Genomic DNA, 16,996 nt, shown 5'->3' on the forward strand with positions numbered 1-16,996 from the left:
CTGAAGTGAAAAATCAGTGTATGCGTTTACATTTACGTGAAAAAAAGCAGCATAGCGCAGCCTTTTTTGTAAAGCATTCTTTCCATGTCCTTCTTATCGCCAATTCTGGACAGCCATCACGCTTATTTAATACTCAAGGTGAGGTCAAAACATTAGAAGGATACCTTTTTATGCGTACCCCATACTGCGTCGCCGATTACCTGCTGGACCGTCTTACAGATTGTGGAGCCGATCATCTGTTTGGCGTGCCGGGCGACTATAACCTGCAGTTTCTCGACCATGTAATAGACAGCCCGGATATCTGTTGGGTGGGCTGTGCCAACGAATTAAACGCCTCTTACGCCGCTGACGGATATGCCCGTTGTAAGGGCTTCGCCGCGCTACTGACGACATTTGGCGTAGGAGAGCTAAGCGCCATGAACGGCATTGCGGGCAGCTACGCCGAGCACGTTCCGGTCTTGCATATTGTGGGTGCGCCGGGGATGGCATCACAGCAAAGAGGTGAGCTGCTGCACCATACGCTGGGCGACGGTGAGTTTCGTCATTTTTATCATATGAGCGAGCCGATCACCGCTGCGCAGGCGATCCTGACCGAACAAAACGCCTGTTATGAAATCGACCGGGTGTTAACAACCATGCTCCGGGAGCGTCGCCCCGGCTATCTGATGATGCCTGCCGACGTGGCAAAAAAAGCCGCCACCCCTCCTGTAAACGCTCTCACACTCCGGCATCCACATGCCGACAGCGCCTGCCTGAAAGCATTCCGGGATGCTGCAGAAAACAGGCTTGCCAGGAGCAAGCGTACTGCGCTGCTGGCCGATTTCCTTGTCCTGCGCCATGGCCTGAAGCATGTGCTACAGAAATGGGTCAAAGACGTGCCGATGGCACACGCCACCATGCTGATGGGCAAAGGGATATTCGACGAGCGTCACGCTGGTTTTTACGGCACCTACAGCGGTTCGGCGAGCGCTGGCGCGGTAAAAGAGGCGATTGAAGGGGCGGATACCGTACTGTGCATCGGCACGCGATTTACCGATACCCTGACCGCCGGCTTCACGCATCAGCTCACCCCGGCACAGACGATAGAAGTTCAGCCTCATGCCTCACGCGTTGGTGATATCTGGTTTACCGGCATCCCCATGCTTCAGGCAATCGAAACGCTGGTGGAGCTGTGTAAACAGCACGTGCACGAGACGCCCGTGCCGTCCTCTCAAAGCGCGATGGCCTACCCGCAGCCGGATGGTTCGCTGACGCAGGCGAATTTCTGGCAAACGCTGCAGACGTTTATTCGTCCGGGAGACATCATTCTTGCGGATCAGGGCACCTCGGCCTTCGGCGCGATCGACCTTCGTCTGCCTGCTGACGTGAATTTTATCGTCCAGCCGCTGTGGGGATCGATTGGCTATACGCTGGCGGCGGCATTTGGCGCACAAACGGCCTGCCCGAACCGGCGCGTGATTGTGCTGACGGGGGATGGCGCGGCGCAGCTCACCATCCAGGAGCTCGGCTCGATGCTGCGGGATAAACAACACCCCATCATTCTGGTCCTTAACAACGAAGGGTATACGGTGGAAAGGGCGATCCATGGACCTGAGCAGCGGTATAACGACATTGCGCTATGGAACTGGACGCAAATCCCGCAGGCACTGAGCCTTGATCCTCAGGCCCAGTGCTGGCGGGTCAGTGAAGCGGAGCAACTGGCGGACGTCCTTGAAAAAGTGGCGCATCACGAGCGGCTCTCGCTGATTGAGGTGATGCTGCCGAAAGCCGATATCCCACCGCTGCTGGGGGCGATCACCAAAGCGCTGGAAGCGCGCAATAGCGCCTGATTATTTGTCGTTTCGCCAGGCCATCATCATCGGTTTGCCCGCCAGCAGGAGCCAGGCGGGCAACATCACGATACAGAGCAGAGGGAAAAGCGTCGAATCCGGTACGACTACCGCCGCCATAAACAGGCTTAGCCACGCGTCGCGCGTGACCACCAGAACCAACCCCAGAATAGAACAAGAGACGGTAATCGCCGCCGGGACCGCACCGACATGCTCGTGCAGCATCAGCCCCAGCGCGACGCCGACAAAGACAGCCGGGAAGATACGTCCACCACGGAAACCGCAGGCGGCCGCTACCACCAGCGCTGCCAGCTTGATCACGGCAAACAGCAGATAGTCGGAGACGCTAAATATCTGGCTGAAAGCCAGCTGCTGCATCTCGTCCAGCCCTTTAAACAGCGTCACCGGCCCGCCGATTGCGCCTAAAATACCGAGGATCAAACCGCCAGCTCCCAGAATTAACACCGGGTGTTTGAGTCGATGCATCAGCCGGTGCAGACGTGGAAGACACCATACTGCCACCATGCCCAGCGCAATGGCGATGGCGACGACGATGGCGCCGCTGAAGATATCGGCGATTTGCATCTGGCCGTAGTGGGGCAGGGAGAGTGAAAAATGGGGATGGAAAAACAGGCTGGTGGTCAACGCCCCGGCGGCGGCGGCCATCAGCGGAGCAAACAGTTTATCCCAGAGCGGGACATCGTTATTACTGCTGAGCGTCTGCGAAAAGATCAGTGCTGCCGCCACGGGCGTGCCGAAAAGCGCCCCGATGGTGCCTGCTGAGGCGAGAATGGTCCAGTCCAGCGCGCCGACGCGGGGCAAAATGCGTGAACCGAGAAAAACCGCCAGGCCAATATTCACGGCCATAATCGGATGCTCTGGCCCCAGGCTGACCCCGCCGGCCAGACCGAGAATCAACGCGATAATCAACCCCGGCAGTGCCGAAGGGGAAACCGGGGCACCAATCAGCGGTTCCTGCGCCGGGTCTGGCCCAGCATGGCCGGGACTGAAACGGATCACCAGGCCCACCGCAATACCGGTTAACGTCAGCATCCCAACAATCCAGGCAGGAGAGTCAGCCGTGACGCCCAGTCCTGCAGGAAGCGCGTTCCATAATAGTGTTTGCAGCACCGACGCGACTTTCATCACGACGATGAGCACCAGACTTGAAACCACGCCAATGATGAGCGCCGGAATGGCCAGCAACAGCATGGTTCTGGCTCGCGGGTGGAGCATGATGATTTCCTTGTACAAAACGGTATGACGTTACTTTGCACATTAAGCCTTATGGCAATAGTGCAAAAGGTGCTGAAACGGTAAAGTTATTCTGTGACGAAGATCGATAATCCATGGGCATTCACCTTCCGGTCGTTGTTGTTATCACGCCTTGAATTTACAGTGTCCCAAAGATTTATTCTGACTTTAGCGGAGCAGTAGAAGAATGACAAAGTATGCTTTGGTAGGTGATGTGGGCGGCACGAACGCGCGCCTCGCATTATGCGATGTAAGTAGCGGTGAAATTTCCCGGGCGAAAACCTATTCCGGGCTGGATTATCCAAGTCTTGAGGCTGTTGTTCGCGTCTATCTGGACGAGCATCAGGTAAGCGTCGACGATGGCTGCATCGCCATTGCCTGTCCGATAACCGGTGACTGGGTCGCCATGACCAACCATACCTGGGCATTCTCCATCGCCGAGATGAAAAAAAACCTCGGCTTTGCGCATCTTGAAATCATCAATGACTTCACCGCGGTGTCCATGGCGATCCCGATGCTGAAGCCTGAGCATCTGATCCAGTTTGGCGGCGCTGAACCGGTCGAAGGTAAGCCGATTGCGGTTTACGGGGCCGGTACCGGGCTGGGCGTTTCACATCTGGTGCATGTCGCTCAGCGCTGGGTGAGCCTGCCGGGTGAAGGCGGTCACGTTGACTTTGCGCCAAACAGCGAAGAAGAGGGCATTATCCTCGAAGAATTACGCGCGGAGATCGGCCACGTCTCCGCCGAGCGCGTGCTGTCAGGGCCGGGGCTGGTGAACCTGTACCGGGCGATTGTGAAGTCAGACGGTCGTCTGCCGGAAAACCTGCAGCCGAAAGACGTCACCGAACGCGCGCTGGCGGACAGCTGCATTGACTGCCGTCGTGCCCTGTCGCTGTTCTGCGTGATTATGGGACGCTTCGGCGGCAACCTGGCGCTGACGCTGGGCACCTTCGGGGGCGTTTATATCGCGGGCGGCATTGTGCCGCGCTTCCTGGAGTTCTTCAAAGCCTCCGGCTTCCGCGGCGGGTTTGAGGATAAAGGGCGCTTCAGAAGCTACGTGCAGGACATTCCGGTTTATCTGATCGTGCATGATAACCCAGGCCTGCTGGGGTCGGGTGCCCACCTGCGTCAGGTTCTCGGTCAGATTCTCTGATGCCTGGCCCTCTCCCGCGGGAGAGGGCTTTTTCGTTACAGGTGCATAAGCTGGCGGAACTCTTTCACCTTGCTGCGGCTCACCGGCACCTGAAAATCCAGATCCTTCAGGCGCAAGATATAGGTGTTGTTAAACCACGGTTCGATCTCGCGGATCTTGTTTAAATTCACGCAGAATGAGCGGTGGCAGCGGAAAAAGTGCGACGCAGGCAGCTTGCTGCAAAACTCGGTGATGTTCATCGCCATCACGTAAGATTCCCGCCGCGTATAGACAAACGTCATCTTTTCATGGGCTTCGGCATAGTAGATATCATTGACCGGCGTCACGATGATGCGCTCATCTTTGACCAGATTAATGGTGTCGTTTTCCCGTACCGTTGGGCTGGCGCTTGCAGGTGCGGTCTGCTGCTGCCATGCGGCCTCCAGCTTTTGCAGCATGCTGACAATCCGCGACTCCTGGTAAGGCTTAAGGATATAGTCAAACGCTTCCAGCTCGAAGGCCTCTACGGCGTGCTCTTTCCATGCGGTCACGAACACAATAAACGGCTTATGGGCAAACTGATTGATGTTTTGCGCCAGCAATACGCCATCCAGCGACGGAATGTTGATATCCAGGAAGATAGCGTCGACCCGGTTATGCTGCAGAAACTTCAGCACGTCCAGACCGTCATCAAAGGTGCCCACAATCTCCATCTGGCTGTGGGTGTTGATAAGCCAGGTTAGCTCCTGTTGAGCCAGGATTTCATCTTCTACGATGATGACTTTCATGGGTTACTCCACCTGGGGCAACAGTGATGTTGTCGAATGAACGGGAGTGCGCTCGTTCGGGACGTAAAAAGCAATTTCGGTGCCCGGTTCAAGACGCTGAATGTGCAGCCCATCGCCGTAAAGCAGCTTGACCCGGTGATGCACGTTCAGCAGGCCAATTTTATTTCCGGGCATCTCGTTAGACTCCACGCGCTCAATAACTTTTGGATCAATGCCGTGGCCGGTATCGCGCACCGCAATACGCACGCGGTTGCCGCTTTCGGTGACGCTGATGGTGACGACGCCTTTGCCTTTACAGGGCTGAATGCCGTGAACAATCGCGTTTTCGACCAGCGGCTGGATAAGCAGGCTCGGGATCACGCAGTTGACCTCTTCATCAATATCGTAAATGACCGTGAGTTTGTCGCCAAAGCGCGCCTGCTCAATCGCGATGTAATCCTTGATCTGATACAGCTCTTTTTTGATGTCGATCTGCTCGTCATCTTTCAGCTCGATGTTGTAGCGCAGATAGCGGGACAGGTTAAAAATCAGCTGTCGCGCGGTGTCCGGATTAAGACGTATGGACGAGGAGATCGCGTTCAGCGCGTTAAACAGGAAATGGGGATTGATTTTGCTCTGCAGCGCGCGCAGCTCTGCCTTATTTGCCATCTCACGCAGCTGTTCTGCACGGGAGACTTCCAGCTGGGTGGAGATAATCTGCGACAGGCCAATCGCCATCTCCTGGAGCGAGGAGGTGATCTGATGCGCGTGACAGTAATAAATTTTCAGGGTGCCCGTCACGACGCCTTTCTCCCACAGCGGGATCACCAGCATCGAGTGGATTTCCGGCGTTCGGTGGGCTTCGTCATTATTTTTAATGATGATTTTACCGTAGTTGATCGCCTGTCTGGTGGTTGGGCTGATGGTATCATCGTTGTCGCGATAGTTGTGTTCCCCGACGCCAACGTAGGCCAGCACGTGGTCAATGTTGGTGATGGCGACGGCGTCAGCATGGATGTCATGGCGGATAATTTCGCAGATCTGACGCAACGACTCCGCGTTAACGTGGCGGAAAAGCGGTAGCGTTTTGTTGGCGATATCCAGCGCCAGCTTGGCCTGACGGGCGGCGCTGGCCTCTTTTTCCCCTTCAACGCTTTGCACCAGCAACACGATAAAACCGATGCAGACGCTGCCCAGGATCATCGGAATCCCGATTTTCGAGACGATATCCAGCCCCAGCGCGGTGGTCGGGGCCCAGACGACGACCAGGATCATGGTCAGCGTTTCGCATACCATGCCTGCGACGATCCCGGCCCGCCAGCGCTGTTTTTTCGGGATTTTGCGGCTGATCCAGCCGGAGAGCACCCCGGCAATAATGCTGGTAATAAAGCAGGGCACCGCCGTGACGCCGCCGATATCAATCAGGTAGCGATGGGTTCCGGCAATCACGCCGGTGATAACGCCCACCCACGGGCCAAACAAAATTCCGCCGGACATCACGGCGATAATGCGCACGTTAACCAGCGAGCCCTCTACCGGCACGCCTGACCAGGTGCTGAACAGGGCGAACAGCGAAAAGATGGCGGTAACGGCCAGCAGCTCTTTTGGCGAGTGGGCGGATTTGTGCAACAGCTCGCGAAACAGGCGAATGCGGATGAGGAAGAACAGGCAAATCAGCATTAATGCCGCACGGTCAAAAACCGCCAGCAGCATAGTGAATATTTCGTGCACGAGTAGACCTGGGAAAACGGGAAAAAACCATGATAAAAAACCTGACGCGTATTGACCAGCTATCCGTCAGGTTTATCAAATGAGGAAAAACCATAATTCTTAAAGGGGATTGTCCGGCGGTAACGGACACGGCCTGATTTTTTATAACCAGCGTATCGTCAGGTAACTGTTTTGATATCATCCTGTTAAATAACGGCTATCAGAAAGCCAACCCTGAAACAGGGGCTTCCGCTTTTTGGCACTGCCGAGTTCCGGTTTTCATGCGATCGCTTTTTTTCATTTGCCTCTCGACAGCATGATTTTTTTCAGGTTATTTTCTAAGCATGCCACATCGGTGGCAGCGTCGCTCGGACGGTCCGGGCGCTAACGTTAATCTGAGGAATCTATGGCTGAATTCAGTCCTGAACGCCGTTTTACGCGTATCGATCGTCTCCCCCCTTATGTTTTCAATATCACTGCTGAACTGAAGATGGCTGCGCGTCGGCGCGGCGAAGATATTATTGATTTCAGCATGGGTAACCCTGACGGCCCAACGCCGCCGCATATCGTTGAAAAGCTCTGCACGGTTGCCCAGCGTCCGGATACGCACGGCTACTCAACCTCTCGCGGTATTCCCAGATTACGTCGCGCGATCTCGCGCTGGTATCAGGATCGCTATCAGGTTGATATCGATCCGGAAAGTGAAGCGATTGTTACCATCGGCTCGAAAGAGGGGCTGGCACACCTGATGTTGGCCACGCTGGATCATGGTGATACGGTGCTGGTGCCTAATCCAAGCTACCCGATCCATATTTACGGCGCGGTGATTGCCGGGGCGCAGGTCCGTTCCGTTCCGCTGGTGGAAGGTGTCGATTTCTTTAACGAACTGGAACGTGCGATTCGCGAAAGTTATCCGAAACCGAAGATGATGATCCTCGGTTTCCCGTCCAACCCAACGGCCCAGTGCGTGGAGCTCGATTTCTTCGAGAAAGTTGTCGCGCTAGCCAAGCGTTATGACGTGCTGGTGGTTCATGATTTAGCCTACGCTGACATCGTCTATGACGGCTGGAAAGCACCTTCTATTATGCAGGTTCCGGGCGCGCGTGACGTGGCGGTCGAGTTCTTTACGCTGTCAAAAAGCTACAACATGGCAGGCTGGCGTATTGGCTTTATGGTGGGTAACAAAACGCTGGTGAGCGCACTGGCGCGCATTAAGAGTTATCACGACTATGGTACCTTCACGCCGCTACAGGTCGCGGCTATCGCTGCCCTGGAGGGCGACCAGCAGTGCGTTCACGAGATTGCCGCCCAGTATAAGCGCCGCCGTGACGTGCTGGTTAAAGGCTTGCATGAAGCGGGCTGGATGGTGGAAATGCCGAAGGCGTCCATGTACGTCTGGGCGAAAATTCCGGAACCGTACGCGGCGATGGGATCGCTGGAGTTTGCCAAAAAGCTGCTGCAGGATGCGAAGGTGTGCGTATCACCGGGCATTGGCTTTGGTGATTATGGCGACACCCATGTGCGTTTTGCCCTGATTGAAAACAGCGACCGCATTCGTCAGGCGGTGAGGGGCATCAAGAGTATGTTCCGTGCCGATGGCCTGCTCTCAGCAAAGAGCGTTGCTGGAAACCCCGTGTCCTCATGACAAAAAAAACAGGAGCCAAATGGCTCCTGTTTTTTTGACTGCATGTTCTTCACTAGATCATCAGGGCAAAGGTTCCGGCCCAGACTAAAACAATCACCGAAATGCCCATAAAGAAATATTTCACGTTTCATCGCTCCGCGTATCTTGTGGTACGCATTTAAAAACAGAGTCCACCTGATTATAGAGAACTGAAATCCGGTCAAAACGGAAATGAGAATTTTCCCGTTACGCCGCTCACTCCAGCTCAGAATTCTGTGCTTTCCTGTTGCCAGACGGCGCTAATGTACGCCTAAAAATGAGGGGTGACAAGAGGGATTTTTTTAAATAATTTCCGTTACTTACGGGTGTCGTGGAACGGCGACAGTTTGATTTCGCATCGCAATAAATTCACTTTGGGCGACGCCATCAAAGACGATTTTGCAGTGAGATGACAGGTGATTGAAAAGGTTAGTTTCTTAGCGAAACTAACCTTAATGAAAGGCTTAAATATAGAGCGAGGCTTCGCCAAGAGGGCGGGTTTTGAAACGACGATGCATCCACAGATACTGCTCTGGCGCACGCATGATTTCAGTTTCGATGATTTTATTGATAAACGCCGCGGCTTCGCACTCGTTTTCCGGATAGTTAGCCATTTCAGGAGAGATGTGCAGACGATAGCCTGATTTATCTGCTTTTCTCACCATCGTTACGGTTAGCATGGAAGCGCCAGACAAACGAGAAATGACAAAGGTGCCGTTAGTCGTCGCAACATCTTTAACCGCAAAGAAAGGCGCAAAGCTGCTGCCTTTACGTCCATAATCCTGATCGGGTGCAAACCAGACGGCTTCACCTTTCTTCAGGGCACCGACCATACCGCGCAGATTGTTACGGCTGATCATCGCCTTATTGGAACGCATGCGGCCACGCGTCTGGACCCACTCCATCAGCGCACTGTTGTGGGGGCGATAGGTCGCCATCATTGGCTGGCACAGGCCCATCACGCGGCCACCCAGTTCCAGCGACATAAAGTGCACGCCGACGACCATCACGCCGCGTTTTTGCATCTGCGCGCGTTGCAGGTTATCCAGCCCTTCCACGTCAAACCACTTACGGACGCGCTCATCCGGCCAGAACCAGGCCATGCCGGTTTCAAGCAGCGCCATGCCGATAGACTTAAAGTTTTCAGCGATGAGCTTCTCGCGCTCTTCGGCATTGTACTGAGGAAAGCAAAGCTCAATATTTTTCCGCGCGATAGATTCGCGACGTTTCAGGAAGACGCGCGAAGCGCTGCCCAGTTTCGACCCCAGCAAACGCAGTACAGGGTACGGAAGTTGAACCAGCAGCCAGAGAACGCCAAGACCAAACCATGTAAACCAGTAACGCGGGTGTAAAAACGCGCGTTGAAATTTGGATTGAGACAAAATAGTAAAACCTATGTGAAGCCTGTAAAGGTAGCGCAGAGTTTGCGATACGACGTGCCGATAAGACCGTTCTTCAAGGTGATGGTTGCAGGCTTTACCGAACTTTACGGCGTTGCCTGGCCACTGCTGATTTGGGCGGGCGGCGTAATGTAGCACCGTTATACGATATGTGCTATTACTCGTTTTTGATTAAAAAAGCGGCAGTTTGGAAGGTGATTGATTTTACAGATTTTATAATCACTCGTATGCAAGAGCATGCCATCTGCCCGATCCGGGAGGGTAGGGCACCTTGTAATCAAGGCGTGAACGGATAAAAAGAGCAGCGTATTTATTCGTGACCGATTACGCACTTGAGAAATTTATTTATGGCTTCTGCTATATCGAATAGGAAAATTCCGTGTGAAAGTTCTTATATATAATTTACGCACTCAATGATTCGGCTTGGTTTTATTTTTAAAAAAATCTCTTTTTTATCTTTGTGCAGTAATAAATTGCAGTTCGCTCATGATTTTTGGTCTCGGATTTTTGATGTAAATCAATATAAGGTGTTTTTCCAGGCCTATAACTGCCCACAATCATTTTTTCGATATAAATATTCGGTTTGCCTACTAAAGGCAGTGTCTTTTTCTGAGATTGCAGCGTAATTTGCCATAATGTGTTAGTGGAAAATTCTTAAGATATTTCTTATTGCAGATAAAAGATCTGTGTATTTGATTTTGCTTCGATCATTATTCTATTATTGCGCATCAAGAACGACACCGTGAAGTTGGCATAGCAAAACATAGAGGGATGATGAGATGGCTGACAGTTTTCAGAACGAGGTGCCTAAGGCACGTATTAACCTGAAGCTTGATCTGCATACTGGCGGAGCAAGCAAGAAAATGGAATTACCCTTGAAGTTGCTTGTTGCGGGTGATTTCAGCAATGGGCAAGAGTCTGCGACAATATCTGAGCGCGAAAAGGTTAACATCACCAAAAATAATTTCGATAGTGTTCTTTCCGAATTTTCCCCAAAAGTTAATCTGACCGTTAAAAATACGCTGTCTGACGATGGTGGTGAGGACAACATTCAGCTGACTTTCCAGAGCATGAAAGATTTCACGCCAGAGCAGGTGGCCGCTCAGATCCCGCAGCTGAAGGCGATGCTGGCGATGCGCAATTTGCTTCGCGATCTCAAAGCTAACCTGTTGGATAACCAGACTTTCCGAAAAGAGCTTGAAAAAATCGTTCTGGACCAGTCGCTTAGTGCTGAGCTGCGAAATGAACTGTCCGCACTGGCTTCAAAAAAACCTTAACCATCATGCTGTTTTAACGGATTAATCAAGGAATGCTCATGTCTGTACAAAATAATACTGCTGGCGGGGAAAGCGTGGTGCTGGAACGCCCTGCTGTGGGTGGGGTATACGCTTCACTGTTTGAGAAAATCAATCTGAACCCGGTCTCCGAGCTGAGCGCGCTGGATATCTGGCAAGATGCGCAGGCGATGTCGGATGCGACCGCTGACGAGCGTCTCACCGCAGGTATGCAGGTCTTTCTGGAATGCCTGACCAAGGCAGGCTCGAAGGTCGAAAAACTGGATAAAAGCCTGATCGATCACCACATCGCTGAGCTCGATTACCAGATAAGCCGCCAGCTCGACGCCGTTATGCACCATGAAGAGTTTCAGGCGGTTGAGAGCCTGTGGCGCGGCGTGAAGTCGCTGGTTGATAAAACGGATTTTCGCCAGAACGTGAAAATTGAGCTTCTGAGCATGTCTAAAGAAGACCTGCGCCAGGACTTTGAAGACAGCCCGGAAATCATCCAGAGTGGTCTCTATAAACACGCCTATATTGATGAATACGATACCCCGGGCGGCGAGCCGATCGCGGCGCTGATTTCCGCTTATGAGTTCGATGCTTCAGCGCAGGATGTCGCTCTGCTGCGCAACATCTCTAAAGTATCTGCGGCTGCACATATGCCATTTATCGGCTCGGCTGGCCCGAAATTCTTCCTCAAGGAGTCCATGGAAGACGTCGCGGCGATTAAAGATATAGGTAACTATTTTGACCGCGCAGAGTACATCAAGTGGAAATCGTTCCGCGATACGGACGACGCTCGCTACATTGGTCTGGTGATGCCCCGCGTACTGGGACGTTTACCGTATGGCCCGGATACTGTTCCGGTTCGCAGCTTCAACTATGTTGAAGAAGTCAAAGGTCCGGATCATGACAAATACCTGTGGACGAATGCGTCGTTTGCCTTCGCGTCCAACATGGTGCGCAGCTTTATCAATAATGGCTGGTGTGTACAAATCCGTGGCCCGCAGGCTGGCGGTGCGGTTCAGGATCTGCCTATCCATCTGTATGACCTGGGTACCGGCAATCAGGTAAAAATCCCGTCTGAGGTCATGATCCCTGAAACGCGTGAATTCGAGTTCGCGAATCTGGGCTTTATTCCTTTGTCCTACTATAAAAACCGCGACTACGCCTGCTTCTTCTCAGCCAACTCCACCCAGAAACCGGCGCTGTATGATACCGCAGATGCAACGGCCAACAGCCGCATCAACGCCCGCCTGCCGTACATTTTCCTGCTGTCGCGTATCGCCCACTACCTGAAGCTGATTCAGCGCGAGAACATCGGTACCACCAAGGATCGCCGACTGCTGGAGCTTGAGCTGAACACCTGGGTCCGCAGTCTGGTGACCGAAATGACCGATCCGGGCGACGAACTTCAGGCATCTCATCCACTGCGTGATGCAAAAGTGGTGGTGGAAGATATTGAGGATAACCCGGGCTTCTTCCGCGTGAAATTGTATGCGATTCCGCACTTCCAGGTGGAAGGGATGGACGTCAACCTGTCGCTGGTTTCCCAGATGCCGAAAGCGAAATCGTAATAACAGGCAGGAAGCCGATGAAAACGGAACAACCGTTATGGGGTAGGGGCATTATGGTCGCTCCCCAGCATTTTCAGCAACAGGTCGCGTATGCGGCCTGGTCTGCCGAGTGTATTGCCCGGCTGGGCCTCTCCTGCCCGTGGGGGGTGATAAATGCTACCTTCGAGCCGGAAGCTCTCAGGCTTGGACGTCTTCAGGCCCGTCATCTGCATGTCCGTTTTCAGGACGGTACGCTGATTGATACAGACAATGCTGATTCGCTGCCACCGGTACTGTCGCTTGAAAGCGAATCGCAGGAGGTGACGGTGGTGCTGGCACTCCCACTACTGCGGGCGAACGGCGGCAACTGCCTGAAACCCGATGAGGTGGCCGAGCGTCCGGTGCGATATCGTCAGCGCTGGCGGGATGTACGCAATACCTTTGGGGAAGACACTCGTCAGATTGCCGTGATGCAGCCTGAACTGACGCTGCGTTTTGCCCATCAGAACAACAGTGATTATCTGACTTGTCCGGTCGCCCGCCTGCAGCAAGACTCGCAGGGTACATGGCTATTGGATGAAACATTTCTTCCTCCGCTGTTGACCCTCCAGGGCAGCCGTTGGCTGGTTACCCAACTGGAACAACTACTGACACAACTGCGGGCGCGACTGTGCCGTCTGATGGCAATGCGGCGTGAAAGCAATGAGCGCATGGCTGATTTCGCCGTGGCAGATGTATCACTGTTCTGGCTGCTCAACGCGCTGAACAGTGCCGAGCCCGTGCTGGGGCAGTTCCAGCGTAATCTTCAAAGCCCACCGGAACGTCTATATCCGGAACTTTCTCGCCTTGCGGGGAGCCTGCTGACCTTTTCCCTGGAACATCAGGTGAGCGCCATACCGGCCTGGCATCACGAGCAACTCAATGCGGTATTTCCACCGCTGTTTGATTTGCTTGGCGATCTGCTTGAAGCCAGCCTGCCGTCACGCGTGGTGGCCCTGGCACTCGACTATGACCCACGGCTGCACTTCTGGCAGGCTCGCCTGCATGATCCGCGTCTGCGCGAAGGGGCTGATTACTATCTTTCTGTGCGCTCACCGATTCCGGTGGCGCAACTGCAGGAGCAGTTTCCGCGCCAGTGTAAGGTGGGCAGCCCTGACCATGTGCGCGGGATCGTCAACTCTTCCCGCGTGGGCGTGCCGCTGACGCCGCTGCGCCATGTGCCAGCCGCCATTCCACTGCGCCTGGAAAATCAGTATTTCAGTCTCGATCTCTCCCATCCTCTGGCGACTGAAATGCTCCAGAGTGGGACATGTATGTTTTACGTCCCGGGCATGCTCGGCGAGCCTGAACTTGAACTCTTTGCGGTATTGAGAACATGAGTGAACGTAAACACGGCGCTGTCGTGTCTGTTGATATTGACGCACTGCTGCAGGATACCTGGCTTCAGGTCATCAGCCTTCGCTATGGCCCGCAGTTTCAGGAAGGCGAAGGTCGGGTCTTGTGGGAACGCTGTATCGCTGATGTGGAACGCGTTCAGCGTGAACTGAAAGCGAGTGAACTCGATGAAGCCAGCTGTAAGCATATCCTCACTGCACAATGTGCATTGCTTGATGAGGCGGTCAAAGGGCGCGGTGTAGAGGATGATGCCTGTGTGCAGTGGTATGACATTCCTCTGCAGGGACACTTCCTCGGCACAATGGACGCGGGTGACACTTTGTGTGACAGGATGCGCGATGTGCTGCGTGAACCTGCACCAGATAATGCCGTACTGACCTGCTTCCAGCGGGTAATGATGCTCGGATTCCTGGGAGATTTTCGTGCGCTAAACGATCCGGAACGCCAGAAGCTGGTCAGCGCCCTCAATGAGCGCGTTACACCGTTCAGCTACCCGCAGACCCATCCCGTTCTGGCAGAGAGCCGCAGCGGACGGGGAGCGGGAGGCTGGCTGGCGTCATGGACCGTGCGTATCGGCCTGAGCGTGATTGTTCTTGCCGCACTCTGGTGGGGACTGGATCGCTGGCTCGATCAGATGCTGCTGACCCTGTTGCCGGGAGTCGTAAAATGAGTCCTGTACAACAGCGCGGGCTTGCGCTGTGGGCTGCCCTGCTGAGTGCTGTGGTCTGTCTGGCTTTTCTGCCGTTATCCCGGCCGGCTTCAGTGCTCGTTCTGCTGGCGATGATCGGGGTTATCGTCGCGTTCTGGTATATCGCCAGACCTCGTGCGGAGCATGACGTCAACCTGCGTCTGGATGACCTTCCTGAAACTACTTACCGTCAACCTGTGGTGCTGGTTTGTGGCGATATGCCTTTGACCTGGCCGCAGCAGTCACCCGTACTGATCGTCACGCAGGGATGCTGGATCCGCGTTGAGGACCATCAGGATCTGGAGCAGGTTGCCCGTCAGATTCTGTGGCAGCGCCCGGACTGGGGGCGTCAGCTGTCGGTGATGGTCAGTGTCTGCCCGCAGAAACATGTCGACAGCGAAGCCCTGACAAGTCGTCTGCTGGCTCTGCGCTGGCAAATCAGCCAGTTGCGTAAAGAAACGGGACAGTCTGTGCCACTCATTCTGAATGGTCAGATTGGCAGCGCGATGACGGATGACATGCTCTGGCAGGCCGCTATTCCGGGTGAAGGGTGGACTGTCTGGCGTGAGTCGAATGCGCCTTGTTCGATCGCCGCGTGGGTCACCACTGGCGGTGCGCCTGTGATGCAGCAGCAGGTGCTGATGAACAGCCTGATGAGCTGGTTCAATCAGCATGTCCAGGCGGTATTCATCGATGAGAATCCTGATGTTCCGGTCATTGCACCTGCAGCGCTGCTGTGGGGAATGGGACCGATTCTTGCCGGAAGCCTTGCGTCCTCTGCCTGGACGGCATGGTTATCGCGTCATACTGCCATGCAGCAGGTAGCCGGCTGGCAACCGGTAGGGACGGACAGCACGGTGATATCACCCCTCCCGGATTTCATCCTGCCGCTGCTACCGGAAGGAAGTGGTCTTACTCCCCGCACCCGCACCTGGCGCTGTGCCCTTGGTCTTTTCACCCTGGCGGCCATCGCCGCGCTGCTCAGCAGTGGCTGGAACAATCGCCAGTTGCTGCATCGCGTGAGCTTCGATATAGCCCGTTACGACAATCTTTCCATGGATGACTACGGCCCGAAAGCTAGCGCCGTTGCGGTCCTTCGTGAGAATGCAGCGCTGCTGGATGACTATGCACGTAACGGCGTACCGGCCCGATTGGGTCTGGGGCTTTATCAGGGGGAACGTCTGCGGATGCCCCTACTGGAAGCGATCCGCTCGTATATGCCGCCGCCTCCTAAACCGCAGCCAACCCCAAAACCAGCACCGAAAATAGTGAGGCTCGACAGCATGTCGCTGTTCGATTCCGGCAAGTTCGAGCTGAAAGCAGGCTCCACCAAAATGCTGGTGAATTCACTGGTTGGCATCAAAGCGAAACCGGGCTGGCTGATTGTCGTGTCTGGTCATACCGATAACACCGGCAATCCGCAACTGAACCAGACGCTGTCTCTGAAGCGTGCCGAAGCGGTGCGCAGCTGGATGCGTGACACCGGCGACCTGCCGGAAAGCTGTTTTGCGGTGCAGGGCTATGGCGAAAGCCGTCCTGTCGCAACCAACGACACCCTGGAAGGGCGTGCGCTCAACCGCCGTGTCGAAATCAGTCTGGTACCGCAGGCAAGTGCCTGTCAGATACCCGGCAAACACCCGGCGCCATCGCAGGATGATGGCGTCTCAGAAAATAAAACGGAGTAATTAACATGGCAATTCCTGTTTATCTTTGGCTGAAGGACGACGGCGGCGCGGACATCAAAGGGTCTGTTGACGTTCAGGACCGCGAAGGCAGCATCGAAGTGGTTGCACAGGAGCATAACCTGTACATCCCAACCGACAACAATACCGGCAAGCTGACCGGCACCCGCATCCACACGCCTTTCCTGTTCACGAAGGAAATCGACTCCTCCAGCCCGTACCTGTACAAAGCGGTGACCACCGGTCAGACCCTGAAATCCGCTGAGTTCAAGTGGTACAAAATCAACGACGCGGGCCAGGAAGTGGAGTACTTCAACACCAAACTGGAAAACGTGAAGGTAGTGAAGGTGAATCCTGAAATGTATGACATCAAGGATCCTTGTAAAGAGAAGCACAACCACCTTGAGCGCGTTGAACTGCGTTACGAAAAAATCACCTGGACCTACAAAGACGGCAACATCATTCATTCCGATTCCTGGAACGAACGCGCCACGGCGTAATCCTGATGCGGGCAGGTTTTCCTGTCCGCAGTTTTTTGCTGAGTGCCTGAGATGCGGGCACTCAGCAAAGAAAAAACAATCTGCCTGCCTGACCTTATGCGCTTTGGTGAACAGCGAGGGGCGGTAGCGTGTCCAGGAACCGA

Annotated in this window: 15 protein-coding genes; 10 read left to right on the top strand and 5 right to left on the bottom strand. The window is 54.4% G+C overall.

Annotated elements, in window-relative coordinates:
- Positions 1-170 precede the first annotated feature (170 nt).
- Positions 171-1,829 (top strand): indolepyruvate decarboxylase, encoded by a 1,659-nt coding sequence (gene ipdC, locus CWR52_RS18925; RefSeq protein WP_104950411.1) that lies wholly within the window; start codon positions 171-173, stop codon positions 1,827-1,829.
- Here the strand turns inward: ipdC and CWR52_RS18930 are convergent, their stop codons facing one another.
- The gene (locus CWR52_RS18930) at positions 1,830-3,065 is read right to left on the bottom strand and encodes an ion channel protein (protein ID WP_104950412.1); all 1,236 of its coding nucleotides are present in this window, start codon (positions 3,063-3,065) and stop codon (positions 1,830-1,832) included.
- A 205-nt stretch (positions 3,066-3,270) separates the two neighbouring features.
- Between CWR52_RS18930 and glk the strand changes: the two genes are divergently transcribed.
- Positions 3,271-4,236, top strand: coding sequence for a glucokinase (gene glk, locus CWR52_RS18935; RefSeq protein ID WP_104950413.1), 966 nt, complete (start codon positions 3,271-3,273; stop codon positions 4,234-4,236).
- Positions 4,237-4,271: 35 nt separating this feature from the next.
- Here the strand turns inward: glk and CWR52_RS18940 are convergent, their stop codons facing one another.
- Together CWR52_RS18940 and CWR52_RS18945 are read right to left on the bottom strand one after the other, a co-directional pair.
- Positions 4,272-5,003: a LytR/AlgR family response regulator transcription factor gene (locus CWR52_RS18940; RefSeq protein WP_023294232.1), complete on the bottom strand. Its 732-nt coding sequence runs from the start codon at positions 5,001-5,003 to the stop codon at positions 4,272-4,274.
- A gap of 3 nt (positions 5,004-5,006) precedes the next feature.
- Positions 5,007-6,713, bottom strand: a complete 1,707-nt coding sequence (locus tag CWR52_RS18945) for a sensor histidine kinase (protein ID WP_104950414.1) — start codon at positions 6,711-6,713, stop codon at positions 5,007-5,009.
- A gap of 385 nt (positions 6,714-7,098) precedes the next feature.
- Here CWR52_RS18945 and alaC point away from each other — a divergent pair, with 385 nt between their 5' ends.
- On the top strand, positions 7,099-8,337 hold the full coding sequence (alaC, locus tag CWR52_RS18950; protein WP_104950415.1) for an alanine transaminase: 1,239 nt from the start codon (positions 7,099-7,101) through the stop codon (positions 8,335-8,337).
- A gap of 52 nt (positions 8,338-8,389) precedes the next feature.
- Here the strand turns inward: alaC and ypdK are convergent, their stop codons facing one another.
- Together ypdK and lpxP are read right to left on the bottom strand one after the other, a co-directional pair.
- Positions 8,390-8,461, bottom strand: coding sequence for a membrane protein YpdK (gene ypdK, locus CWR52_RS18955; RefSeq protein WP_099458937.1), 72 nt, complete (start codon positions 8,459-8,461; stop codon positions 8,390-8,392).
- Positions 8,462-8,819: 358 nt separating this feature from the next.
- Positions 8,820-9,740: a kdo(2)-lipid IV(A) palmitoleoyltransferase gene (gene lpxP, locus CWR52_RS18965; protein ID WP_104950948.1), complete on the bottom strand. Its 921-nt coding sequence runs from the start codon at positions 9,738-9,740 to the stop codon at positions 8,820-8,822.
- Positions 9,741-9,752: 12 nt separating this feature from the next.
- Here lpxP and CWR52_RS23260 point away from each other — a divergent pair, with 12 nt between their 5' ends.
- From CWR52_RS23260 to hcp, 7 genes are all read left to right on the top strand, one after another.
- Positions 9,753-9,890, top strand: coding sequence for a hypothetical protein (locus CWR52_RS23260; protein WP_159427010.1), 138 nt, complete (start codon positions 9,753-9,755; stop codon positions 9,888-9,890).
- Between the two features lie 644 nt (positions 9,891-10,534).
- Positions 10,535-11,032 (top strand): type VI secretion system contractile sheath small subunit, encoded by a 498-nt coding sequence (gene tssB / locus CWR52_RS18970; RefSeq protein ID WP_104950416.1) that lies wholly within the window; start codon positions 10,535-10,537, stop codon positions 11,030-11,032.
- 32 nt (positions 11,033-11,064) lie between these two features.
- Positions 11,065-12,609 carry a type VI secretion system contractile sheath large subunit gene (gene tssC / locus CWR52_RS18975; protein WP_104950417.1) on the top strand — a complete coding sequence of 515 codons (1,545 nt, stop codon included), beginning with the start codon at positions 11,065-11,067 and terminating at the stop codon, positions 12,607-12,609.
- 17 nt (positions 12,610-12,626) lie between these two features.
- Positions 12,627-13,967 carry a type VI secretion system baseplate subunit TssK gene (tssK, locus tag CWR52_RS18980; protein ID WP_032652888.1) on the top strand — a complete coding sequence of 447 codons (1,341 nt, stop codon included), beginning with the start codon at positions 12,627-12,629 and terminating at the stop codon, positions 13,965-13,967.
- Positions 13,964-14,653 carry a type VI secretion system protein TssL, short form gene (gene tssL / locus CWR52_RS18985; RefSeq protein ID WP_104950418.1) on the top strand — a complete coding sequence of 230 codons (690 nt, stop codon included), beginning with the start codon at positions 13,964-13,966 and terminating at the stop codon, positions 14,651-14,653. Before tssK ends, tssL begins: the two co-directional genes overlap by 4 nt.
- Positions 14,650-16,356, top strand: coding sequence for an OmpA family protein (locus CWR52_RS18990; RefSeq protein ID WP_104950419.1), 1,707 nt, complete (start codon positions 14,650-14,652; stop codon positions 16,354-16,356). The genes tssL and CWR52_RS18990 overlap by 4 nt, the downstream gene beginning before the upstream one ends.
- 5 nt (positions 16,357-16,361) lie before the next feature.
- Entirely contained in the window at positions 16,362-16,853 is a 492-nt protein-coding gene (hcp, locus tag CWR52_RS18995) for a type VI secretion system effector Hcp (protein ID WP_104950420.1), read from the top strand.
- Positions 16,854-16,996 lie beyond the last annotated feature (143 nt).

Origin of the sequence: Enterobacter sp. SGAir0187, from assembly GCF_002952735.2 — a bacterium.
Classification (GTDB): domain Bacteria; phylum Pseudomonadota; class Gammaproteobacteria; order Enterobacterales; family Enterobacteriaceae; genus Enterobacter; species Enterobacter quasiroggenkampii.